General features: G+C 68.3%; 20 protein-coding genes. 12 read left to right on the plus strand and 8 right to left on the minus strand.

Translation table 11 applies throughout. The annotated features are described in order from the left end of the window. Positions 1 to 111 precede the first annotated feature (111 nt). From DU484_RS02285 to DU484_RS02300, 4 genes are read left to right on the plus strand one after another with little or no spacing between them, the layout of a single operon-like run. Positions 112 to 2,070: an ABC transporter substrate-binding protein gene (locus tag DU484_RS02285; RefSeq protein WP_114605007.1), complete on the plus strand. Its 1,959-nt coding sequence runs from the start codon at positions 112 to 114 to the stop codon at positions 2,068 to 2,070. 20 nt (positions 2,071 to 2,090) lie between these two features. Continuing rightward, positions 2,091 to 3,074, plus strand: coding sequence for an ABC transporter permease (locus DU484_RS02290; protein ID WP_114584579.1), 984 nt, complete (start codon positions 2,091 to 2,093; stop codon positions 3,072 to 3,074). After that, positions 3,074 to 3,994: an ABC transporter permease gene (locus DU484_RS02295; RefSeq protein ID WP_114605008.1), complete on the plus strand. Its 921-nt coding sequence runs from the start codon at positions 3,074 to 3,076 to the stop codon at positions 3,992 to 3,994. The genes DU484_RS02290 and DU484_RS02295 overlap by 1 nt, the downstream gene beginning before the upstream one ends. Continuing rightward, positions 3,991 to 6,096 (plus strand): dipeptide ABC transporter ATP-binding protein, encoded by a 2,106-nt coding sequence (locus DU484_RS02300; protein WP_114605009.1) that lies wholly within the window; start codon positions 3,991 to 3,993, stop codon positions 6,094 to 6,096. Before DU484_RS02295 ends, DU484_RS02300 begins: the two co-directional genes overlap by 4 nt. 105 nt (positions 6,097 to 6,201) lie before the next feature. Here the strand turns inward: DU484_RS02300 and DU484_RS02305 are convergent, their stop codons facing one another. The 3 genes from DU484_RS02305 to DU484_RS02315 form a co-directional block, all read right to left on the minus strand. Next, complete coding sequence (locus DU484_RS02305; protein ID WP_114605010.1) at positions 6,202 to 8,349, minus strand: acetate--CoA ligase family protein; 2,148 nt, start codon at positions 8,347 to 8,349, stop codon at positions 6,202 to 6,204. 132 nt (positions 8,350 to 8,481) lie between these two features. After that, positions 8,482 to 9,336, minus strand: a complete 855-nt coding sequence (locus DU484_RS02310; protein WP_114605011.1) for an HpcH/HpaI aldolase/citrate lyase family protein — start codon at positions 9,334 to 9,336, stop codon at positions 8,482 to 8,484. A gap of 139 nt (positions 9,337 to 9,475) precedes the next feature. Further along, on the minus strand, positions 9,476 to 11,635 hold the full coding sequence (locus DU484_RS02315) for a dipeptide ABC transporter ATP-binding protein (protein WP_114605012.1): 2,160 nt from the start codon (positions 11,633 to 11,635) through the stop codon (positions 9,476 to 9,478). A 272-nt stretch (positions 11,636 to 11,907) separates the two neighbouring features. Here DU484_RS02315 and DU484_RS02320 point away from each other — a divergent pair, with 272 nt between their 5' ends. From DU484_RS02320 to DU484_RS02335, 4 genes are all read left to right on the plus strand, one after another. Next, positions 11,908 to 13,134: an MFS transporter gene (locus tag DU484_RS02320; RefSeq protein ID WP_114605013.1), complete on the plus strand. Its 1,227-nt coding sequence runs from the start codon at positions 11,908 to 11,910 to the stop codon at positions 13,132 to 13,134. A 52-nt stretch (positions 13,135 to 13,186) separates the two neighbouring features. Continuing rightward, complete coding sequence (locus tag DU484_RS02325; RefSeq protein WP_114584586.1) at positions 13,187 to 14,086, plus strand: isocitrate lyase/PEP mutase family protein; 900 nt, start codon at positions 13,187 to 13,189, stop codon at positions 14,084 to 14,086. Positions 14,087 to 14,159: 73 nt separating this feature from the next. Continuing rightward, the gene (locus DU484_RS02330) at positions 14,160 to 15,311 is read left to right on the plus strand and encodes a PrpF domain-containing protein (RefSeq protein ID WP_114605014.1); all 1,152 of its coding nucleotides are present in this window, start codon (positions 14,160 to 14,162) and stop codon (positions 15,309 to 15,311) included. A 65-nt stretch (positions 15,312 to 15,376) separates the two neighbouring features. Beyond that, a complete protein-coding gene (locus DU484_RS02335) occupies positions 15,377 to 16,765 on the plus strand; it encodes a PQQ-binding-like beta-propeller repeat protein (protein ID WP_157969491.1) in 1,389 nt (462 codons plus the stop codon). Here the strand turns inward: DU484_RS02335 and DU484_RS02340 are convergent. Genes DU484_RS02340 through DU484_RS02350 form a run of 3 tightly spaced genes read right to left on the minus strand, consistent with a single transcriptional unit; the run spans position 16,762 to position 18,531 of the window. Beyond that, positions 16,762 to 17,487 carry an SDR family NAD(P)-dependent oxidoreductase gene (locus DU484_RS02340; protein ID WP_114605016.1) on the minus strand — a complete coding sequence of 242 codons (726 nt, stop codon included), beginning with the start codon at positions 17,485 to 17,487 and terminating at the stop codon, positions 16,762 to 16,764. The genes DU484_RS02335 and DU484_RS02340 overlap by 4 nt on opposite strands. A 41-nt stretch (positions 17,488 to 17,528) precedes the next feature. After that, entirely contained in the window at positions 17,529 to 18,023 is a 495-nt protein-coding gene (locus DU484_RS02345; RefSeq protein WP_114605017.1) for a hypothetical protein, read from the minus strand. Then, on the minus strand, positions 18,016 to 18,531 hold the full coding sequence (locus DU484_RS02350) for a hypothetical protein (RefSeq protein WP_262342829.1): 516 nt from the start codon (positions 18,529 to 18,531) through the stop codon (positions 18,016 to 18,018). Before DU484_RS02350 ends, DU484_RS02345 begins: the two co-directional genes overlap by 8 nt. Here DU484_RS02350 and rpiA point away from each other — a divergent pair. Next, positions 18,530 to 19,228, plus strand: coding sequence for a ribose-5-phosphate isomerase RpiA (gene rpiA / locus DU484_RS02355; RefSeq protein ID WP_114605018.1), 699 nt, complete (start codon positions 18,530 to 18,532; stop codon positions 19,226 to 19,228). The two genes, DU484_RS02350 and rpiA, sit on opposite strands and share 2 nt — an antisense overlap. 51 nt (positions 19,229 to 19,279) lie before the next feature. Here the strand turns inward: rpiA and DU484_RS02360 are convergent, their stop codons facing one another. Beyond that, positions 19,280 to 19,447 carry a DUF1931 family protein gene (locus tag DU484_RS02360; RefSeq protein ID WP_049937578.1) on the minus strand — a complete coding sequence of 56 codons (168 nt, stop codon included), beginning with the start codon at positions 19,445 to 19,447 and terminating at the stop codon, positions 19,280 to 19,282. A 235-nt stretch (positions 19,448 to 19,682) separates the two neighbouring features. On the opposite strand from DU484_RS02360, the gene larB reads away from it, so the two are divergent. The 3 genes from larB to DU484_RS02370 all read left to right on the plus strand — a co-directional run bounded on the left by larB (position 19,683) and on the right by DU484_RS02370 (position 21,198). Further along, positions 19,683 to 20,441 carry a nickel pincer cofactor biosynthesis protein LarB gene (larB, locus tag DU484_RS02365; protein WP_114605019.1) on the plus strand — a complete coding sequence of 253 codons (759 nt, stop codon included), beginning with the start codon at positions 19,683 to 19,685 and terminating at the stop codon, positions 20,439 to 20,441. Between the two features lie 130 nt (positions 20,442 to 20,571). Beyond that, entirely contained in the window at positions 20,572 to 20,721 is a 150-nt protein-coding gene (locus DU484_RS20795) for a DUF7563 family protein (RefSeq protein WP_251342124.1), read from the plus strand. Positions 20,722 to 20,946: 225 nt separating this feature from the next. Beyond that, a complete protein-coding gene (locus DU484_RS02370; protein ID WP_114584594.1) occupies positions 20,947 to 21,198 on the plus strand; it encodes a GIY-YIG nuclease family protein in 252 nt (83 codons plus the stop codon). On the opposite strand, the gene DU484_RS19880 is transcribed toward DU484_RS02370, so the two are convergent. Continuing rightward, a complete protein-coding gene (locus DU484_RS19880; protein WP_187347748.1) occupies positions 21,185 to 21,346 on the minus strand; it encodes a zinc ribbon domain-containing protein in 162 nt (53 codons plus the stop codon). The genes DU484_RS02370 and DU484_RS19880 overlap by 14 nt on opposite strands. Positions 21,347 to 21,486: the final 140 nt, after the last annotated feature.

Raw genomic sequence — 21,486 nt, forward strand, 5'->3', positions numbered from 1 at the left:
GCTGGCTCGGTCGGACGCCACGCTCTGCGGCAGGGGGGTAATAAAAGATGATGTGCATTGGAGGCCATCGGGGACAGGTTGAGGCTGATACCGTCGAGATGAGCACCTGGAATGTCACAGGACAAGCCATACGAGATGGAGCGGGGAACGACCGGGAACGTATCGCGACGACGGTTCGTGCGGATCGCGGGCGTGGCGGGCGCCGCTGGGCTGGCGGGATGTGGTGGTGAAGGCGGCGACGGCGGTGACGGCGGCGACGGCGGCGACGGCGGCGATGGCGGTGGCGGTGACGGCGGCGGAGAATCCATCGAGACGCGGTTCTGGGACGAGTGGCCGGTCGAGACGAAAGGCGTCGACGTCAACGACGAGGCGATCCAGTTCGAGTACACCGCCGTCGAGGGACAGTCGGTCCCCGAAGTCGACACCCACTTCGCGCAGGCGGAGACCCCGTGGATGCGCGAGTTCGCGTTGCAGGTCCAGCAGTCGTTCAACGACATCGGCGTTCCGGTGAACCTGATCACCGTCCAGCCGAGCACCCGGTACGGCGAGTTCTGGCGAGCCGACATCGGGCACCCGGTGCCGGTGACGATGAACCTCCACGGGCCGGACCCCCAGCGTGGGCTCGACCCGAACCCGTTCCTCATGCGTGCGCACCCGGAGACGGGCGGAAACTACTACAACTACAAGAACGACGAGGTCACGGAACTCCTCGACGAACAGGCCCAGACGATCGGCGACGTGGAAGCGCGGGCCGAGATCTGTCAGGAGATCCAGCGCAAGCTCAGTCAGGACGCCTACCTCATCGCGGCGAACTTCCCGGAGGTCATCACGGTCGCGAACACCGCGAACTGGGAAGGGTACGTCCCGACGCCGGGCAACGGGACGACCCGGGACTCGTTCATCTGGACGCAGGTGAACCTCCAGCCGCAGGGTGACTCGACGACCTGGGTCAAGGGCGTCACCTCGGGGATGCAGGGGACGAACCTCCCGTTCTCCAGCGGCGGTCAGGAGGAGAAGCGCCTCCTCAACGTCTACGACGGGCTGTTCGACGCCTCGCCGGAGCTCGAGATCGTCCCGGCACTGGCGACGAACGCCGACGTCGTCGACGACACGACCGTCGAGATGGACCTCCGTGAGGGCGTCGAGTGGCACGACGGGGAGTCGTTCGGCCCGGACGACGTCAAGTTCAGCGTCGAGATGTACAAGGAGAACAACGCGCCCCAGCAGGGGGCGTTCGTCCGGACGATCGACAGCGTCGAGATACTGTCCGAGAGCGGCGGCGGCCGCGTCAGGTTCAACCTCACCGAGCCCGACGCAGCGTTCCTCACGCAGCGGGTCGTCCGCAGTGCCATCATGCCGAAGCACCGCTGGGAGGACGTCGACAGTCCGGCCCAGCACAACCCCGACAACCCGGTCGGTACCGGGCCGTTCTCCTTCGTCAACTGGGAACAGGGCTCCGAGCTCAGGCTCGAGAAACACGAGAACAACTGGATGTGGGACGACGACATCCGCCAGGAACTCCTCGGCGACTACTTCGTCCCCGGCGACGGCATCGACGAGATGGTCCACGTCAACGTCGGGAACGTCTCGACGCTCATCGGCGCCATGCAGTCCGGCGATATCGACGCCATCGGGACGACCGTCTCGAACCAGCAGGCCAACCGCGCGTCCAATGCGAGCGGCGTCGAAAAACAGACCGCACGGAACTACGTCCCCACGGACGTCCACCTCAGCCACCTCGTCCCGCTGTTCCGCGACAAGACGTTCCGCGTCGCGTTGAGTCACGCCTTCGACAAGGAAGGGTTCGTCGAGAACACGCTCGGCGGACGCGGTGAGGCGATCCAGGGGCAGAACCTGCTCACCCCGCTGCTGACGCCGTTCTACGGCGAGACGGAGCCGTACGAGTACAACGTCGACCGAGCCCGGCAACTGCTCCGCCAGGGCGGGTACACCTTCGACAACAACGACATGCTGGTCTGGCCCGAGGGCGACGCCTGGGACGCGTTCGCCGAGCGCGTCGAAAACGGACACGCCACCCGCTCAGAGCTCGAACAGTCGGACTTCTCGTAAGACGGTCACCACGATTCCAAATGAGCTTTCGACGCTTCCTGTTAAAACGAACGGTGATCGCGGCGTTGCTGACGCTGATAGCGGTCAGTGTCATCTTCGTCACCCTGCGGCTGTTACCCTCGGACCCGTTCAGCGGACTCGTCGCATCCGGATCGCTCACGGCGGAGCAAGTGGAACGGGTTCGCGCGATGTACGGGCTGGACGAACCGATCTACGTCCAGTACCTGAAGTACGTTCAGAACCTGTTCACGTTCCAGTTCGGAATCTCGCTCACCCAGCAGCGACCGGTCGGGGAGATCATCATTCCGGCGCTGATGAACACCATGGTGCTGCTGTTGCCCGCACTCGTCGTGACGGCAATCGTCAGCTCGGTCGCCGGCATGTACGCGGGGTGGAACCGCGGGTCGTGGTTCGAGCAGTCGAGCATCGTCGCGACCACGGTTTTCCGCGCGGTCCCGATCTTCGTGACCGGGATCTTCCTGCTCATCATCTTCTCGTACGGGTTGGGCTGGCTGCCGGCGTTCGGGATGCGCAGTCCGCTGGCGAATCCGGACGGCTACCTGGAGACGTATCTCTCCGTCGACTTCCTGAAACACTACATCCTCCCGTTCACGGCGACGGTGTTGTTCTACAGCGGCGACTTCCTGATGCTCGCCCGCAACTCCGTCGTCGAGCGGAAAGGCTCGGAGTTCCTCATGCTCCACCGTGCCAAGGGTCTGTCGGACATGGAGCAACTCGGTCGCGCCGGGCGGAATTCGTTGCTGCCGCTGGTGACGTACTTCGCACTCCGGACGGGGATGCTCTTCCAGGGAGTCATCACGCTGGAAGTCGTCTTCGCGTGGCCGGGCATCGGTCGCGCACTGGTCCAGGCGATCCTCAACCAGGACTACCCGACGGTGCAGGCGGCCGTGTTCATCATGGCACTTGCGGTCATCGTGATGAACCTCACGGCCGACGTGGCGTACGCGAAACTGGACCCGACCGTCGAGGCAGGTGACGTCTGATGGCGGGGTCCACACTCGATAGCGACACCGCGAAAGATCGACTCCGCTCGGAGTTCGGACGGGCGAAACGCACGCTCAGCTACGTCCTCAAGGACAACGCGGCGAAGGTCGGCTTCGTGACCCTCGTCGGGTTCGTCTTCCTCGGCCTCTTCGGGCCGTACATCGCCCCGTACCACCCCATCGAGGACACGCTCCGACAGGGCGGGTCGATGATGCGGCTCCAGGACCCCGGCGGGAAGGCCCTGTTGGGGACGACGTCGTTCGGGAAGGACGTCCTGAGCCAGTTCCTCGCCGGTGCGCGGCCGACGCTCATCGTCGGCCTGTTCGGCGGCGTCGGAACCGGCGTGCTGGGATTCCTCGTCGGCCTCACGAGCGGCTACTTCGGCGGCCGCGTCGACGAACTCCTGATGCGGCTGACCGACCTGACGTTCGCGCTCCCGTTCCTGCCGATGGCGCTCGTGATCCTCTCGTTCGTGACCCCGAGCGTCTGGCTGATCACCGCCGTCTTGGTCGTCTTCCTCTGGAAGATGCCCGCGCGGGTCATCCGGTCGGAGGTGATGACCGTCAAGGAGCGGACGTTCGTCAAGTCCGCCCGAGCGAGGGGTGCCGGTCACATGCGGACGATGTTCCTGCACGTGGCCCCGAACGTCTTGGGGATCGGCTTCCTCTACACCGCCTACGCCGTCGGCTGGTCGATCGTCGCCGGGGCGTCGCTGGCGTTTCTCGGCTTCGGCGATCCGACGACCACTTCGTGGGGACGGATGCTCCAGCAGGTGTTCCGCTCGGGCGCCATCCGCGTCGCGTGGTGGTGGGTGCTCCCACCCGCAATCGGTATCGGCGCCGTCACGACGTCCGTCTTCCTGGTCGGCCGGGCGTTCGAGGAGATAGTCAATCCCGACCTACAAACGGAGCAAGAATGAGTCTACTCGAAGTCGACGACGTGAAAATCACGTATCGGATGCCGGACAAGGACATACACGCCGTCAACAACGTCTCCTTCTCTATCGAAGAGGGGGACAACTACGGACTCGTCGGCGAATCCGGCTCCGGCAAGTCGACGCTCGCAAAGGCCGTCCTCGGACTGCTCGACGACAACGGCGAGATCCGTTCGGGGAGCATTCGCTTCGACGGCCGGGAGTTGATCGACCTCTCGGAACGGGATTGGCGGTCGGTCCGCTGGGAGGAAATCTCGTACATCCCACAGAGCGCGATGGACTCACTCGACCCGGTGATGACGGTCGGCGCACAGATCCGACAGGCCATCCGCAAACACAGGAACGTCTCGAAAGCGACCGCGAACGAGCGCGTCGCCGAGGTGTTCGAGATGGTCGGGCTCGATCCCGCACGAACGGGCGACTATCCCCACCAGTTCTCGGGGGGGATGCGCCAGCGCGTCACCATCGCGATGGCGCTCGCACTGGACCCCGACCTCATCATCGCGGACGAGCCGACGACCGGTCTCGACGTGATCGTCCAGGACAAGATCATCGACAAACTGCTGGAGATTCAGGAGAAGACGGACAGTTCGCTCCTGCTCATCACCCACGACGTGGGGGTCGTCGCCGAGACGTGCGACGAGGTGTCGGTCCTGTACGGTGGGAAGGTGATGGAACAGGGCGACACCGACCAGGTGTTCAGGGCGCCGACGAACCCCTACTCGATGGGGCTGAAAAACGCCTTCCCGGAGGTCGACGAATTCGACGAGCAGGCCATCTCGATCCCCGGATCGCTTCCGGACCTCACCGGCGAGCCGACCGGCTGTGTGTTCCGGAACCGGTGTCCGTTCGCGACCGAGGAGTGCGAACAGAGCCATCCGCCGCTGGTCGAGACCGACGGCCAGCTATCGGCCTGTCACTACACGGACCGGGCCGACGAGATGCGGGCAAACGCCGACGACCCCACGACGTGGGGTATAGAGCCGCGGGACCGGAGCGCGAGGAGGGACGAAACCGGCGACGTCATCCTCGAAACCCGCGGCCTCGAGAAGTGGTTCAAGCAGCCACAGGGGATCCTCGACGACCTGCGAGGGAACGATCCCGACTACGTCAAGGCGGTAAACGACGTGAATCTCACGGTTCACGAGAGCGAAATCGTCGGCGTCGCCGGCGAGTCGGGCTGCGGGAAGTCGACCCTCGCGGAGGTGATCGCCGCGCTCCAGGACCGGACTGGCGGCGACATATTCGTCGACGGCACGTCGGTCGACGAGTTGCTCGGGAAGAGTGCCAAGAAGTTCCGCTCCCAGGTACAGTTCATCTTCCAGGACCCGTTCGACTCGCTCAACCCACGGCAGCGGGTTCGTGCGGCGGTGTCCGAACCGTTGAAGATCCAGGGGTTCGACGCCGAGACCATCGACAGACGGGTCAGACAGACCGTCGCCGACGTCGGCCTCGAACCGGTCGACAAGTACCTCGACAAACTGCCGGCCCAGCTCTCGGGCGGGGAGCGCCAGCGCGTCGCCATCGCGCAGGCGCTGGTGCTCGAACCGCGGCTGCTCATCTGTGACGAGCCGGCGTCGATGCTCGACGTTTCGCTGAAGGCCAACATCCTCAACATCCTGCGGGAGATGGCCGACGAGCGTGACATCGGCATCGTCTACATCTCGCACGACCTCGCGAGCCTCACGCAGATCGCCGACCGCCTCGCGGTGATGTATCTCGGTCGGATCGCCGAACTCGGGGACACCGAGGACGTCGTCCAGTCGCCCAAACACCCGTATACGGCGTCGCTCCTGGCCGCGTCACCCAGGACCGACCCCGACATCGACCGTCAGCGGGTGCTGTTGCCCGGCGAGCCGCCGAACCCAGTCAACCTGCCGAACGGCTGTAACTTCGCGCCCCGCTGTCCGAAGGCGACCGAGGAGTGTCGCGGCGAGGAGCCGGACCGGTCCGCGTTCGCCGACGACGGCCACGAAGCGGCCTGCTACTTCCCGGTCGAGGACGTCGAGACCGAACTCCTGGAACGCTACGCCGCCAAACAGGAGGACGACGGAGCGAGAGCGCTCGGCGACGAGATGACCCTGTAGCCGGCGGCGTCTTCGCCGGTCGGCATCCGCTCGTATCCGCTCCGACGGGTCGGACGCGGTTGCCGACGGGGCGATGGGGCCGACCCTCGAACGGGACGACAGCAGTCAGTCGCGCGTTCGGACGAGAGCGTCGACCGCCACCGGCCCGTCCGCCGCGATCACGACCGGGTTGAGATCGATTTCGGCGACGGCGTCCACCGACGCAGCCAAGTCACCGACGTTCACCAGGAGGTCGACGACGTCCTCGACGGGGAGCGCGTCGCCGCCGCGACGGTCGGTCAGCAGATCCGCGAGCGCGGTCTCCTCGACGGCGCGCCGTGCGTCGGCCGGCGCGAACGGCGGGACGAGCGTCGCGCTCTCGTCCAGCGCCTCCACGAGGACGCCGCCGGGACCGACGGTGACGACCGAGTCGAACACGTCCCCGGGCGCGACCCCGAGGATGGCCTCGACGCCGTCGCCGACCATCGGCTGGACCAGTACGCCGGCCACGTCCGACTCGTCGACGTGTGCCAACGCCGCCTCCCGCACGTCTCGGTAGGCCTCGCGGACCGCCTGGGGGGTGTCGAGGCCGAGCGCGACGGCCCCGACGTCCGTCCGATGGGGGAGCGCCGGCGAATCGATCTTCAGGACGACCGGATAGCCGACGGCCTCGGCGGCCGCGACGGCCGCCTCCGGATCGGTCGCGACGCGCGTCTCGACGACGGGGATGTCGAAGGCGTCCAAGAGCGGCTCCGTCTCCCGCCACTCGAGGACCCGTCCTCGGGGGAGGTCGAGGTCGGGCACGTCGAGGGCAGCCGCGAGTTCGCGTCTGGACGGCCGATCGGCCACGCGGTCGCGGTCCGCGACGTACTCGGTCGTCGACGCGACCGCGTCCAGACAGCGTCCCGGGTCCTCGTACACCGGCACGGACTCCCGGAGGCGCGCGTACGGCGGCGTCACGGTCGGGTCGTCCGGCTCCTTCCGCCCAGTCCAGAGCACGTACACCGGATCGTCGGCGGCCGTGACGATCCGCTCCAGATCGGCGGCGATGGTTTCGGCACGGTCGTCGACCCCCGGGAGCCCGATCGCGAAGACGTACGCGTCGAACGCGTCGTCGGACAGGAGTGCGTCGGCGATCGCCGGCAGTACCTCGGCGCCGTACCCGCGGATGTCGGCGGGGTTGTTGAATCCGCCGTAGGTCAGCAGTTCGTCGATGTCCAGCAGCGCCCGTTCGGTCGCCCCGTCGATGTCGGGGAGCGCGAGGTCCCGCTCGGCCGCCATGTCGGCGAGGAGGCTCGCGAGGCCGCCGCTGGTCGAGGCGATACAGAGACGGTCGCCGTCGACCGTGTCGTAGGCAGTGTGGGCGTTCGCCCGCGAGAGCAGGTCCGGAATGTCCGGCACCCGCTGGACGCCGGATTGATCGAAGGCCGCCCGCCAGGCGTCGTCGCTCCCGGTGAGGGATCCGGTGTGGGACAGCGTCGCCGCCTCGGCGAGGTCCGACTGCCCGATCTTGACCGTCAGCACCGGCGTGCCGTCGCGGGTCGCCCGCTCCGCGACGCGCATGAACCGTTCGGGGTCTTCGATCCCTTCGACGTAGGTGCAGATGACGTCGACGGTCTCCCGTTCGGCGAGGTAGGCGACGTAGTCGGTCAGCGTGAGATCCGCCTCGTTGCCGGTCGAGACGATGTGACTGAAGTGAAGATCGCGGTCCGCCGCCCGCTCGAAGAAGGTGGTAAACGCCAAGGCGCCGGACTGGCTGACGAGGCCGATCCGGCCGGGCTGGGGCTGGCGCGAACAGGTCGACGTGAGCGTCGCGCCACGGGCGGCCATCACGCCGATGCAGTTCGGCCCGACGATACGAATATCCGTGTCGGCGGCCGTCTCGGCGAGTCGTGACGCCAGGCGCTGCCCTTCCTCGTCGGCCTCCGAGAAGCCGGCCGTGAGGACGAGCGCGACCGGTACGCCCCGCTCGCCCGCCGTGGTCACCACGTCGACGACGTACTCTCGCGGGACGCTCACGACGGCCAGGTCGACCGTTTCGGGCAGGTCGTCGATGTCGTCGTAACACTCACGACCCCAGACCTCGTCCCGGCCGGGATTGACGGGGTAGAGCGTCCCCTCGAAGCCGTAGTCGAGGAGATTGGCCACGAGGTTCCCCGAGTAGAACGAGTCTGGACTGGCGCCGACGACGGCGACCGAGTCCGGGTCGAACAGCGGATCGAGTTCCGGGATCGCGGGATCGGCGCTCGATAGCGACGGGTCGATGGGTTCCATGCGAGCCGCTACTCCGTAGACGGGCCTGTACCTGCCCCCGAAGCGACGCCATAGTAATCGTCCTTTATTACGGTCGAACGGCGCCCCGCGAGGGATGGGCTCCGAGGCACCGGACGGTGGCTTCCGACGCGGCTACCGAATCCCGGCGGCCTCCGCCCGTCGGACGATCGTTCGGGCGCGTTCGACCAGCGGTGGGTCTATCATCTGGTCGTCGACGGTGAACACCCCGGCGTCCGCTTCGCTCGCCCGTTCCTGACCGGCGAGCACCTTCTCGGCCCACTCGAGTTCGTCACTCGCCGGCGTGAACGCCTCGTTGATGACGGGAATCTGGTTCGGGTGGATCGCGAGTTTGCCGTCGAACCCGAGTTCGACGACGAACTCGGTCTGTTCGCGGAGCCCCGCGACGTCCTCGATGTCGGTGTGGACGGTGTCGAACGCATCGACGCCGGCCGCGGCCGCGGCGACGACCGTTCGCTGGCGAGCGTACAGCGACTCGGTCTTGTCGTCGGTCACGGTCGCGCCGATGTCGGCGGTGAAATCCTGGTCGCCGTAGGCGACGGCCGTGACTCCCGGTGCGGCCGCGATGTCGTCGGCCGAGAGGACGCCCGCCGCCGTCTCGATCAACGGGACGATACCGACGTCCGACGCCCCGAGATCCGCGAGTTGGTCGTGGAGCGCCTCGACCGGGTCGGCGTCGTTCACTTTCGGCAGGAGGACGCTATCCGGCGGCGTCGCCACGTCGCCGACGACGGCGTCGACGTCCGCCCGGCCGGACAGGTCGTACGGGTTGACGCGGACGGCGACGTTCGGGACCGGGTCGTCGAGCGCATCGAGCGTCGACCGCACGGTTCGTCGTGCCCCCTCCTTCGAGGCGGGTGCAACCGCGTCCTCGAGGTCGAAGATGACCGTATCGGCGGCCGTCTCGACCGCTTTCTCCAGCATACGGCGATCGTCACCGGGGGAGTACAGTAGCGAGCGCTGAACCATGCTGTCGACACGGACCGTCGGTGGAAAAGTTCGGTGGCTGGTCACGAGCGGCGGTCGGTCTCGCAGTCCCACGGATGCCCGTCGACGACTGCTCGCCGGAACGGCCCGGTGAGAAGCCGTGACGCCTTCCGAGAGACCCCTAGTCGTCGTCCGCCGATTCCCCGACCCGTGCTGGCCCGTCGGGGTCCGGACGCTCCGCCGGCCGGAAACACGCAGCCGAGTGGTCCCGTGCCGTCCACACGTCGAGGTCGGGTTCGTCTTCCAGACACGCCGCGTCCGCTTTCGGACAGCGGGGGGCGAACCGACAGCCCGGAAACTCCCCCTCCGCGTCGGCCGGCTTCCCGTCGAGGGTGACGCGCTCGCGGCTCCCTCGCGGGTCCGTCTCGGGGACCGCCGAGAGCAATGCCTCGGTGTAGGGGTGTTGCGGGCGGTTCACGATGTGCTCGGTGCGCCCCCGCTCGACGAACCGTCCGAGATACATGATAGATAGTCGGTCGGCGATTCGCGTGAGGCTCGCGATGTCGTGAGAGATGTACAGGACGCCGATCCCTCGGGTGTTCGCCAGCGTCCGAAGCAGGTTGAGCACCTCCGCTTGAAGCGAGATATCGAGCATCGACGCCGGCTCGTCACAGATGAGGAAGTCGGGGTCGATGACGAGCGCGCGGGCGATGGCGACGCGCTGTCGCTGGCCCCCCGAGAGCTCGTTCGGATACTTCTCCAGATAGTGCTCGGCGGGCGCCATCCCGACCTGTTCGAGCGTCTCCCGGACGGCCGCGGCTTTCTCGTCGGTCCGGTACCCGTGGATCGTCAGCGGCTCCTTGACCAACTGTTCGACCGTCATCCGCGGGTTCAGCGAATCGTACGGGTTCTGGAAGATGATCTGCAGTTTCTGCCGGAAGGATTGGAGGTTACCTTCCCGGTAGTGCTCGTACGAACGGCCGTCGAGCCGGAACCCGCCGTCGGTCGGATCTTCCAGAAGTGCGAGCGTCTGGCCCAGCGTCGTCTTTCCGCACCCCGACTCGCCGACGACGCCGTGGATCTCCCCGCGCGCGACGGACAGCGAGACGCCGTCGACGGCGCGGACGTGGGACCCGTCGTCGTTGAGCATCTCGGTGAGGATCTCGCCGCGCTGTTCGTACCACCGGCGAATACTGTTCGAGAACCCGGTCACGGTGGGCGAAACCCCACCGAAGGGGAGCCACCCCAGCAGCGACCCCGAGCGCTCGTACCACTTGCACAGGTCGTCGACTTCGAGCAGGACTTCGCCGTCGTCGGACCGGGACCCGCCCGTACTCCCGCCCCACGTGGAGGCGTCCTCGGCGTCGCGGCGCATCCGCGCCGCTCGATCCGCGTTGTGACACGCGACCCGCTGGTTTCGATACGGGAGCGTCTCCAACGCCGGTTCGGTCGTTGCACACTCCTCGCCCGCGAACGGGCACCGGGGTTCGAAGACGCAGGCCGTCGGCTCCGAGTCGAGGCTCGGCGGTTCCCCCGGAATCGAGACGAGGTCACCGTCGCCATCTTCGAGCGCCCCGAACGCGCTCTTCAGCCCGATCGTGTACGGGTTCGTGGGATTGAGCAGGAGGTTCTCGACGCGCCCTTGCTCCATCACCTTCCCGCCGTACATCACCGACATCTCGTCGCACGTCTCGGCGATGACGCTCAGGTCGTGGGTGATGAGCAGGAGCGAGCTATCGGTCTCCTCCTGAATCTGGAGGATGTTGTCGATGATCTTGTCCTGGACGATCACGTCGAGACCGGTCGTCGGCTCGTCCGCGACGATGAGTTTCGGCTCGAGCGCGAGCGCCATCGCGATGACGACGCGCTGGCGCATCCCCCCCGAGAACTGGTGGGGGTAGTCGTCGACACGGTCGGGATCGAGCCCGACCGTCCCGAACAGTTCACGAGCTCGCCGACTGGCGTTGCGCTCGGAGAGTTCCCGGTGTGTCTGGATCGCCTGCTCGATCTGTGCGCCGACCGTCATGACCGGATCGAGCGCGTCGATGGCCGTCTGTGGGATGAACGCGATTTCCTCCCAGAGCAGGTCCTGTCGCTCCGACGGCGTCAGCGAGCGGAGGTCCCGCCCCTCGAACTCGATCACGCCCGATTCGATCTCCGCGTGGTCCGGCAGCAGTCCCAGAATCGCCTTCGCCGTCGTCGACTTTCCCGAGGCCGACTCGCCGGAGAGCGCGTAGTTGACCCCGTCCTCGATGCTGAACGAGACGCCGTTCACGCTGTGGAGCGGTCCCTCCCGCGTGTCGTACCGCACCACGAGGTCGTCGACGTCGAGAAGCGTCATCTCCGTACGCTGTTGGCCGGGTCGCGAGCGGCGGTCACGCCCAGACGGGGCGTCTCACTCACCAGCAACGGAATCCCGCGTTCACGTCGGTCCATGCTGCTCCCGCCTAACATGCTGACTGTTATGAACCCTCGGATCGCACTGGCAACCGACATGACGGGACGCCAGTCGTCTCGTCCGCCCTCGGACACCCAGTCGAACGAGCCACACGTCGTACGGCGTCGGTGCGGAGCCACGACGCCGACCGGATTCGAAGGCCGAGAGCACCCGTGATGACGGCGGACCGTCGGTCGCTATCCGGGCGGATCGGCCACTTCGACGCGATCGTCCTCACCTCCGCCCTGTGGTTTCTGACCAAGTTCGTTCGCTTCGCGTTCCCGCCACTGTTCGAACAGCTCGCGAGCGTGTACGACATCTCGGCGGCGGTCCTGGGGACGGCGTTCAGCGGCCTCCTCCTGGTCTACGCGGCCATGCAGTTCCCGTCGGGCCTGCTCGCGGATCGGTTCAGTTCCGTGGCCGTCATCGGGGCGGGAGCGTCGCTCGCGGCCGTCGGCGCCTTCGCGCTGGCCGTCGACAGTCCGCTGGTCGTCCTCGTCGGTGCCATGCTGACTATCGGCGCCGGCACCGGTCCGGTCAAGACCGTCGGCATCCGGGTGCTCTCGCGAACGTATCCGGAGCGGACCGGCCGCGCGCTCGGCGTGTTCGACACCATCGGGACGTTCGGCGGTGCGGCGGCGCCCGCCACGGTGGTCCTGTTCACGAGCCTGCCCGGAGTGGTGGGTGCCAGTTGGCGGACGACGTTCCTCGTCGCCGGCATCGTCGGCGTCGTCGTCACCGTCGCCTTCGTCGCCCGGGTTCCCCGGCGGCTTCCGGACGCCGAGACGAACGAGACGGACGCCGGAACGGCCGTCCCGATCCGCGAGTACGGGGCGCTGTTCCGGGAGTGGCGATTCTCCGTGTTCGTCCTCGTTACGACCCTCTTTTCCTTTTCGTACAACGCCACGCTCGCCTTCCTTCCGCTGTACTTCACGCGGGAGGTCGGACTCGACTCGACCACGGCGAGTCTGCTGTTCAGTGCGCTGTTCGCGGTGAGCGTCGTCCAGTTACTCACCGGCGAGATCAGCGACCGGACGGGGACACTCCCGCTCGTCGCACTCACGGTCGGGCTGGCGACGACGGGACTGGGGTCGATACTCCTCCTGACCGACGTCGCCGGCCCCCTCGTGTTGGGCGGGGCCGTCGTCTGTCTCGGGCTCGGCGCGCACGGCTACCGCCCGGTTCGCGGCGCGTACCTGATGTCGGTCATCCCCACGTCCGTCGCCGGTGGGAGCCTCGGCGCGGTACGGACGATACAGATGGTCGCCGGGGCGGCCTCCCCCGCCCTCGTCGGCGTGCTCTCCGAGACGGCCGGGCTGCGGCCGGCGTTCGGGATCCTCACGGCGGCGTTGCTCGTCGCGACCGGTCTCTCCCTGCTCCTCTGGCTGTTCGATTCGTCCTGACGCGGCCCGCCAGTCGGCCGATACTTTATAGTTCGGACGACATCTGCCGCGTATGTACGGGCGTCAGCGGTTGGCAGAGATGATCGCCGAACCGGAAATCACGGTCGTTCCGGGGGTTTACGACGGTATCAGTGCGCGACTCGTCGAGCAACAGGGCTTCGAGACGGGGTTCCTCTCCGGCGCCGGCGTCTCCAACAGCCGCCTCGCACAGCCGGACGTCGGCTTCCTCACGTTGCCGGACGTCGCCGACCAGTCGCGGGAGATCGCGGACGCGGTCGATATCCCGATCTGGGTCGACGCCGACACCGGCTACGGAAACGCGGTGAACGTCCATCGCACGGTCCGAAAGCTGGCGAACGCGGGCGCAGCGGCCGTCATGATCGAGGATCAGGAGTGGCCGAAGCGGTGTGGCCACATGGCGGGGAAGTCAGTCGTTCCGTTCGACGAGGCCGTCACGAAGATCGAAGCGGCGGCGGACGCACGCGACGAACACGCGCCGAACATGCTCCTGAAAGCGCGGACCGACGCGACCGAGCCGGACGGACTCGACGAGGCGATCAGGCGGTTGAACGCGTTCGCCGACGCCGGCGCCGACGTCGTCTTCGCGGACGCGCTCCGCTCGGCGGATGACATCCGTCGCGTCGCGGCCGACGTCGACGCCCCGCTGTCGGTCAACATGGGGTTCGGGGTTCGAAGCCGCCCGACGACGCCGCTGATCCCGGCCGCGCGTCTCGAGGAGATGGGGGTCGCGGTCGTCATCTATCCGCGGCTCATCACCGCTGCGGCGACCGCAGGAATGAAACGTGGGCTCGAGGAACTCGCGACGGCCGTCGAGACGCGCGAGGAGTACGAGGCACCGGACGCCGTCGTCGACTGGGACACCTACACGGACCTGATCGGGAAACCGGCCGTCGACGACCTCGAAGGGCGGTTCCGGGCGGACTCCGGCTGACCTCGCGAGCGGCCGGGGCGGGACCCCCCGATCCGGCACAACACCTACGCCGGGGGCACACGAACCCGCCGGCATGGTCGATCAATCGGTGCAGGGATCCGTTCGGGGCACCCTGCTCCGCGGCGGAACGAGCCGTGGGCTGTACGTGACACCCGACCGGTTGCCGCCGGCCGGCGAGCGGCGGGACGAGATTCTCGTCGAGCTGTTCGGAACGCCCGACCCGCTACAGATCGACGGCATCGGCGGCGGGAACTCCCACACGAGCAAGGTGATGATCGTCGACGAGTCCGACCGTCCGGACGCCGATATCGAGTACACGTTCGGCCAAGTCGGGATCGAGAACGCGACCGTCGACTGGTCGGGCAACTGCGGGAATCTGACGAGCGGCGTCGGCGTCTTCGCGCTGTTGTCGGGGCTCGCCAGCGCCGAGAGCCCGGAGACGGAGCTGTGCCTCTACAATACGAACACGGACACGTACGTCGATCAGGTCGTTCCGATCACCGACGGAGAACCGGCGGTCCACGGCGAGTACCACGTCGACGGAATTCCGGGGACGGGTGCGCGGATCGATTCGTACTTCCGGGACCCGGGTGGCTCCGTCACCGGCCAGCTACTGCCGACCGGCGAACGCCGCGAGACGGTCACGGTCGACGGCGAGGACTACCCCGTCTCCATCGTCGACGTCGCGAACCCCAACGTGTTCCTCAGGGCGCGCGATCTCGGGCTCGACGGCACGGAGCTTCCGGACGAGTTGGACGACCCGGACCTGCTGGACCGACTCGAACTGATACGGGGTGCAGCGTGCGAGCGACTCGGTCTCGTCGACGATAGACGCAATGCGGTCGACGAGCGACCGGCGATCCCACAGATCGCGCTGGTGTCCGACCCGCAGTCGTTCGGGACCGTCTCGGGCGGACGGGTGGACGACGACGACATCGACATCACGTCCCGTATCGTGACGACGGGGACGCCCCACCACTCCTACGCGACGACCGGCGCGATGTGCCTCGCCGCGGCGACCCGACTCGACGGGACGATCCCGGCCGAGTTCGTCCGCGGGACCGACGGACCGGACGTGACCATCGGCCACCCGAAGGGAACGATCACCATCGGCGTCGAGACGGCGACGCGCGCCGGCGAGACGACGGTCGAGCGTGTCCGCGTCGGTCGTACGGCCCGATTACTCGTCGACGGCAGACTGTTCTATCGCCACGTTCCCGGATGACGAGTTCCCGGGTTTCACACCCGCCGGAACACATTTAGCCACGGAATCCCGCGTGGTGATAGAAGATGCCGCGTGAAACGTTCACACGCAGGGGTTGGCTCGCGGTACTCGCCGGGGGAGTGACCGCGGGCTGTGGCGGGCGATCCGACGCGGGGCGAGACACGACGGCGACGACCACGCCGCCCCCGACGACCACGCGGGCGACGCCGACGGAGACGGCGACTCGTGCAGCGGCGACCGCCGGCGACGGGGAGATGGCCGCAGTCGACGAATCGTTCGAGCAGGGGCCGGGAACCTGTGCGCTGGCGGCGGACCCGATCCCCGACGGGACGTGGCCGATGGTCCACCGCGATCCGGCGGGGACGAACGCCTCGCCGACGGCCAACGGCCCGACCGGCTTCCCCCTCAACGAACGCTGGACCATGTCCGCGGTCGACGCGCAGGTCACCTTCCCGGTCGCGGACGAGAACTTCGTCTATCTGGTGGCGGCGGACCCCGACTCCGATCCGAGCGTGCCGACGGCGGCCGTGCTGTGTCACGACCCGCGACGCAACGGCGAGATCCAGTGGCGATACAAGATCGACGCCATGCCCATCGGTCCGCCGGTGGCCGCCGCAGGGCTGGTGTACGTCCCCTTCGGCCCCCGCGACGACGCCCGCGTCCTCGCCATCGACCGCACGAACGGGGAGTTGCGGAACACCTACGACCTCCCCGGCCGGTTCGTGGGCGAACTGGGCACGGCGGGCACCAGCCTCGTGATGCCGAGCGAGGACGCCTACCGCGTCGTCGATGCCCGAACCGGCGAGCACTGCTGGTCGTTCACGCCGAATCAGGTGCGCGACTCCGACCGCCGCGACCGGAAGATCCGTGCCGCGGCCGTCGGCGACGGCGTCGCCTACATCGGCACGGGCTACCCCGACGGCGAGCCGACGACCGAAATCGGCCACCTGTACGCAGTCGATCCGTCGGTCCCGGGGATGCGGTGGCACGTTCCGATGAGCGGCCCAGTGGGCCGCATCGCCGTCGCCGACGGCGTCGTCGTCGCGACGACGGGCGACGGCGTCGCCGGCTTCGCCCCACGGAGCGGCGAGGAACTGTGGACCGCCACCAGCGACGCGTCGGTCCGGCCGGCGACGCTCGCCGTGTCGGACGGCGTCGCCGTCTACGGGACGCGGCGGACGCTCCACGGCCTCGACGTGTCGAGCGGCGAGGAGCGCTGGTCGCTCCCCTTCGGCGTCCGGGGCGACGTGATCTTCGTCGGCGACGTGCTCTACGCCGTGGGCCGGAGCGATCCGACGAGCCAGCGCATCCTGCTCGCTGCCGTCGACGCGGCGTCCGGGCAACTCCGGTGGCAACAGGAGATTTACGACCCCATCGTCGACGTGATGGCCGCCAACGGCTACCTCTACAGCATCACGACCGACGGTCGCCTGTTCGCGTTCACGAGCATCTAGACGAACTCGACGGCGCCGCCCGGCCCGTTCGTGAGGTGAACCTCGAAGGGCATCGTGGCGAGGTCGGCCGTCACCAGATCCCAGTACTGCGCTGCGATAGCGTCGGGGTCGAGGTGTGTCGGCGGGTCGCCGGGGACCACGTCCGGCGGCCGGATCGAGCCGTCGAGGACGACGTGGGCGACGTGGACGCCCTCGGGGCCGAGTTCGCGCGCGAGCGACTGTGCCATCCCCCGGATCGCGAATTTGGTGGCGGAGAAGCCGAGCGCCCCCTCCTTCCCCCGGACCGAGGTGGTGGCGCCGGTGAAGACGACGGTGCCGGCCTCGTCGTCGCCGTCACCGTCGCTGCCGAGCATGTCCGCCACCGCTTCCTTCGCACACAGCAGGGCGCCGCGTGGCCCCGTCGCCAGCGCGTCGTCGAACTCGTCGACGGCGATGTCCAACCCCTTCCACGGCGTCCCGCTCGCGTTGTAGACGAGGACGTCCGTCGGCCCGAACGTCTCGCGGACGGTTTCGAACGCCGATTCGACCGCCTCGGCGTCGGTGAGATCGGTCGGGACGCCCAGCGCCTCCCCCTCGGCGTCGCCCAGTTCCGCGGCGAGCGAGTCGAGGTACGGTTCGGAACGGGCGAGCAGCGCGACCCGGCAGCCCTCGGCGGCGAATCGGCGGGCGACGGCGGCACCGAGGCCCGGGCCGACCCCGGCGACGACGGCGGTTCGTGTCATGGGTGGGGCGATGGTCGGCGCGGACAAAACGGTTCGGCCGCTCACGCCGCACCGGCGAGTCGCTCGCCCGCCGCGACGATCAACAGATCGAGGGCCGCGAAGCCCACGCCGGCGACGGCGCCGACCAGCGCCGACACGGGTGCCCCGACGAGGGCGAGCACCGCCACGAAGACGGGGTCGGGGAGGGCCACGGCCACGGCGACGAGGAGGACGAAGAGGAACCCGACGCCGGTGACGGCACCCCACGTCGCGGCCGGACGGATCGTCTCCCGGAGGCCGTCGAGTCGCGTCGCCGCCAGCCACCGCCCGTTCGTCCACCAGGTGAGCCCCCAGAGCGCGAGATAGAGGCCGAGGCCGGTGGCCGTGTGGACGCCCTGCAGGAGCGAGCCGAGGGCGTCGACGGCGTAGAGGATGGCGAGCGGAACGACCAGGAGGGTCGCGGCGTGAAACGACGCCAGCGCCCACCGCAGGAGGGGGTCGGGTGCGGGCGACGCCCCGTCCGCGGCCGGAGCGGACGTCCCATCGCCGTCAGCCATGCGCCATCACCGCCGCGAGGGCGACGAGGGTAGCGAAGGCGACGGCGGTGAGCGCGTAGCCGCGTTCGATGGTCCTCGTCGCCGGTGCGGGCGCGTCGCGAGCGGCCCGGACCGTCGCCGACCGGACCGCCGAGCCGACGAGGACGAGGACGAGGAGGCCGAGTTTGGCGAGCAACGCCGTGCCCCACCGGCCGCGAGGGATGGCGGGCGCGAGGGCGCCGAGGTTGCCGATGCCCGTCATCACGAGGGCGCCGAGTGCCCCCCAGAACGCGAACTCGTAGGTCGTCGCGACGGCGAGGGTCGTCTCGCTGTCGGCGACGCGGCTCACGCCCCACGCGAGGATGGCCCCGCCGAGGGCGACGGCCATCGCGAGGACGTGTAGCCAGCGGACGAACAGGTGGGTGGCGGCGGAGAGCGGGAGGGGGACCATACCGGGACCGACGCCGGTGAGGGACGTAGTTCCGTCGACCGGGCCGTTTTTGTCGCCGCCGGTGGTGGCTACGCGCATGAAGACGCCCGGCGGATCGGACGCGGCGAAGCGTCGCGCGGGTGAACACGCCGCCGAAGTCGTGACCGACGGCGACGTGGTGGGGTTGGGGACTGGCAGCACCGCCGCCCACGCCATCCGCGCGCTGGGCCGGGCGGTCGACGACGGTCTCGACGTGCGCGGCGTCGCCACCTCCTACGCCTCGCGTGACCTCGCCCGCGAGGTGGGGATACCGGTGGTCGGGCTCGATTCGGTCGAACGGATCGACGTGGCCATCGACGGGGCGGATCAGGTCGACGACGGCCTGGCGCTGATCAAGGGCGGCGGCGCGGCCCACGCCCGGGAGAAGGTGGTCGATTCGGCGGCGGACCGGTTCGTCGTCGTCGTCGACCCCTCGAAGGAGACGCCGGAACTGGACCGCCCGGTCCCGGTAGAGATACTCCCGGACGCGCGAGCGACGATCCGGCGAGCGCTCCGCGACCTGGGCGGGACGCCGACGCTCCGAACGGCCGAGCGCAAGGACGGACCCGTCGTGACGGACAACGGCAACCTCGTCCTCGACGCCGACTTCGGCACCGTCGCCGAGCCGAGAGCGCTGGCGACGGATCTCGCGACGATTCCGGGCGTCGTCGAACACGGGTTGTTCGTCGGGCTAGCCGACGAGGTACACGTCGGACGCGAGGACGGCGTGACGGTACGGCGCGCCGACGACCGATAGCGATAGCGGTCGCTCGACCGCTGAAAAAACGTGAGAAGTTGTCGAGCCGACTTACAGGTCGCGCGGCTGGACGGTCTTTCGGTCGTTCTGCTCGGCGCGACGGGCGGCGTCGGCGAGCAGTTCCTCGACTTCCTCGTCGAGGGCATCGTAGAAGTCCGAAGCGACGTTCTTGTCCTGGAGCGCTTCCTTGACAGCGGCTTTGACGATAAGGTCTGCCATACGACCTACACATACTGACCCTTATTAATAAGATTTCCCAAATCGGCCGCACGTACCGCCACAGGGGCCGTTCTCGCGCGTTTCGCCCCAGATATATAAATACTGGGGCCGGAAACCGACATCTACGAGTGTCTGATACGGTTTATTGTAAGTCCGCACCGGTGGTTCGCCGGACCGTCTCGGCGAACCACCGGCAAACAGTTACAATAATCCGTATGACGACCGGACGGGGCGTATGCGCGATATTCTCGACGCGGTGGCGAGCGGCGACCTCTCGCCGGCCGAGGCGGAAGCCCGACTCGTCGGGTACGCCACGACGGACGCGGGCCGGTTCGACGCCGCCCGCGAGCGTCGGCGAGGGATTCCGGAAGCGGTCCTCGCGGAGGGCAAGACACCGGCGGAGGTGGCGTCGATGGCCGAGACGGCACTGGAGACGACGGGGCGGGCGTTGATCACCCGGGCCGACGACGCCCACGTCGCCGCCGTCACCGACGGCCTGCCGGCCGACGCGACGGTCGACCACGACGAACGCGCCCGGACACTCGTCGTCCACGCGCCCGACTTCGACCCGCCGACCATCGACGCGACGGTGGCCGTCGTCACCGCGGGCACCTCCGACGCGGCGGCGGCGGGCGAGGCGGCGGCCCTCGCCCACGCCGTGGGGGCGACGGTCGAACGCGTCGACGACGTGGGCGTCGCCCACCTCGGCCGCATCGTCGACCACCTCGACACGCTCCGGGCGGCCGACGTGGCCGTCGTCGCCGCCGGGCGGGAGGGGGCGCTCCCGACGGTGGTCGCCGGCCTCGTCGACACGCCGGTGATCGGGTTGCCCGTCTCGACCGGCTACGGCCACGGCGGCGAGGGCGAGTCCGCACTCGCCAGCATGCTCCAGTCGTGTACGGTTCTCTCGACGGTCAACATCGACGACGGCTTCACCGCAGGCGCCCAGGCGGGACTGATCGCCCGGGCGATTGCGGGTGCGCGCTGCGGCTGAGAACCGACCGAATCAGCCCCTGAGACACAGTTTTTGGACGTTCGTAAACCGTACACGCACGCGCGCGATGCTCCTTTAGGTGTGTGTACCGTACACGGACTTGCCGGCACCGGTGGTAGCCGGTTCAATCATGGCACGCTGCGATCACTGCGGGTCACACGTCTCGGAGCGCTTCGCACGGGTGTTCGCCGACGCCAGTGGGCGAATCCTCGCCTGTCCAAGCTGCTCGGCCAACGCCGGTATCGCGGAGGCATCGAGGCGTCGCACCCCAAACGCGTAACCACTGCAGCGACGTTCGACCACCACGCGAAGCCGCCTTCCACGCACAGTTCGTGTCCGCTCGGTCGTCAGCCCCCGAACGGGCGCCCGTCTCCCCGATTCGCCACCGCAGTCCGGCGACTCGCCGCGGAACGGGCACACCGACGGCTGACGCCCGGCGACGCGGGAGGGCCACGGCGACGGCGGACGACAACCATTATACCGACGGCTCCGTCTCGACGGACGAGTGCACTACGTCTACGTCCTCGAGTGTGCGGACGGCACCTACTACACGGGCTACACGACGGACGTGGAGCGACGCGTGGCCGAACACGACGCCGGCGAGGGGGCGAAGTACACCCGCGGTCGGACGCCGGTCGAACTCGTCCACGTCGAGGAGTACGGCACACGGTCGGCGGCGATGAGCCGCGAACACGGCATCAAGTCGCTCTCGCGGCAGGAAAAAGAACGGCTGGTCGACGGCGCTACACGCGATTGATCTGGCGCACCTCGGCCGAGTCGCACTTCGAACACGTCGGCTCGTCGATGTCCGGGTCGGTGCGGAACGTCGCCCCACACGCGTCGCACCGATAGACGATGCGTTCGTCGGCGGTGAACACCCGTTTCAGGCTGTCTACGAGTGACATACGTCTCCCCCAGTTAAGAGCTACCGTGTCACATGGTAACACTCTTTCGCCGCAGCTTCGAAACTGGACGTTCGTCCAGCGCGACGACAGCGTCGCCCGGGACCGCCCGACGCCCACCTTTTTCTCGTCCGCCACGGAGG

Origin of the sequence: Haloplanus rubicundus, from assembly GCF_003342675.1 — an archaeon.
Taxonomy (GTDB): Archaea; Halobacteriota; Halobacteria; order Halobacteriales; family Haloferacaceae; genus Haloplanus; species Haloplanus rubicundus.

What these genes read in the sequence shown, in the direction of transcription:
- DU484_RS02285 (WP_114605007.1), top strand. Translation starts at nt 112, where the DNA reads ATGTCACAGGACAAGCCATACGAGATGGAGCGGGGAACGACCGGGAAC.
- DU484_RS02290 (WP_114584579.1), top strand. Translation starts at nt 2,091, where the DNA reads ATGAGCTTTCGACGCTTCCTGTTAAAACGAACGGTGATCGCGGCGTTG.
- DU484_RS02295 (WP_114605008.1), top strand. Translation starts at nt 3,074, where the DNA reads ATGGCGGGGTCCACACTCGATAGCGACACCGCGAAAGATCGACTCCGC.
- DU484_RS02300 (WP_114605009.1), top strand. Translation starts at nt 3,991, where the DNA reads ATGAGTCTACTCGAAGTCGACGACGTGAAAATCACGTATCGGATGCCG.
- DU484_RS02305 (WP_114605010.1), bottom strand. Translation starts at nt 8,349, where the DNA reads ATGGAACCCATCGACCCGTCGCTATCGAGCGCCGATCCCGCGATCCCG.
- DU484_RS02310 (WP_114605011.1), bottom strand. Translation starts at nt 9,336, where the DNA reads ATGGTTCAGCGCTCGCTACTGTACTCCCCCGGTGACGATCGCCGTATG.
- DU484_RS02315 (WP_114605012.1), bottom strand. Translation starts at nt 11,635, where the DNA reads ATGACGCTTCTCGACGTCGACGACCTCGTGGTGCGGTACGACACGCGG.
- DU484_RS02320 (WP_114605013.1), top strand. Translation starts at nt 11,908, where the DNA reads ATGACGGCGGACCGTCGGTCGCTATCCGGGCGGATCGGCCACTTCGAC.
- DU484_RS02325 (WP_114584586.1), top strand. Translation starts at nt 13,187, where the DNA reads ATGTACGGGCGTCAGCGGTTGGCAGAGATGATCGCCGAACCGGAAATC.
- DU484_RS02330 (WP_114605014.1), top strand. Translation starts at nt 14,160, where the DNA reads ATGGTCGATCAATCGGTGCAGGGATCCGTTCGGGGCACCCTGCTCCGC.
- DU484_RS02335 (WP_157969491.1), top strand. Translation starts at nt 15,377, where the DNA reads ATGCCGCGTGAAACGTTCACACGCAGGGGTTGGCTCGCGGTACTCGCC.
- DU484_RS02340 (WP_114605016.1), bottom strand. Translation starts at nt 17,487, where the DNA reads ATGACACGAACCGCCGTCGTCGCCGGGGTCGGCCCGGGCCTCGGTGCC.
- DU484_RS02345 (WP_114605017.1), bottom strand. Translation starts at nt 18,023, where the DNA reads ATGGCTGACGGCGATGGGACGTCCGCTCCGGCCGCGGACGGGGCGTCG.
- rpiA (WP_114605018.1), top strand. Translation starts at nt 18,530, where the DNA reads ATGAAGACGCCCGGCGGATCGGACGCGGCGAAGCGTCGCGCGGGTGAA.
- DU484_RS02350 (WP_262342829.1), bottom strand. Translation starts at nt 18,531, where the DNA reads ATGCGCGTAGCCACCACCGGCGGCGACAAAAACGGCCCGGTCGACGGA.
- DU484_RS02360 (WP_049937578.1), bottom strand. Translation starts at nt 19,447, where the DNA reads ATGGCAGACCTTATCGTCAAAGCCGCTGTCAAGGAAGCGCTCCAGGAC.
- larB (WP_114605019.1), top strand. Translation starts at nt 19,683, where the DNA reads ATGCGCGATATTCTCGACGCGGTGGCGAGCGGCGACCTCTCGCCGGCC.
- DU484_RS20795 (WP_251342124.1), top strand. Translation starts at nt 20,572, where the DNA reads ATGGCACGCTGCGATCACTGCGGGTCACACGTCTCGGAGCGCTTCGCA.
- DU484_RS19880 (WP_187347748.1), bottom strand. Translation starts at nt 21,346, where the DNA reads ATGTCACTCGTAGACAGCCTGAAACGGGTGTTCACCGCCGACGAACGC.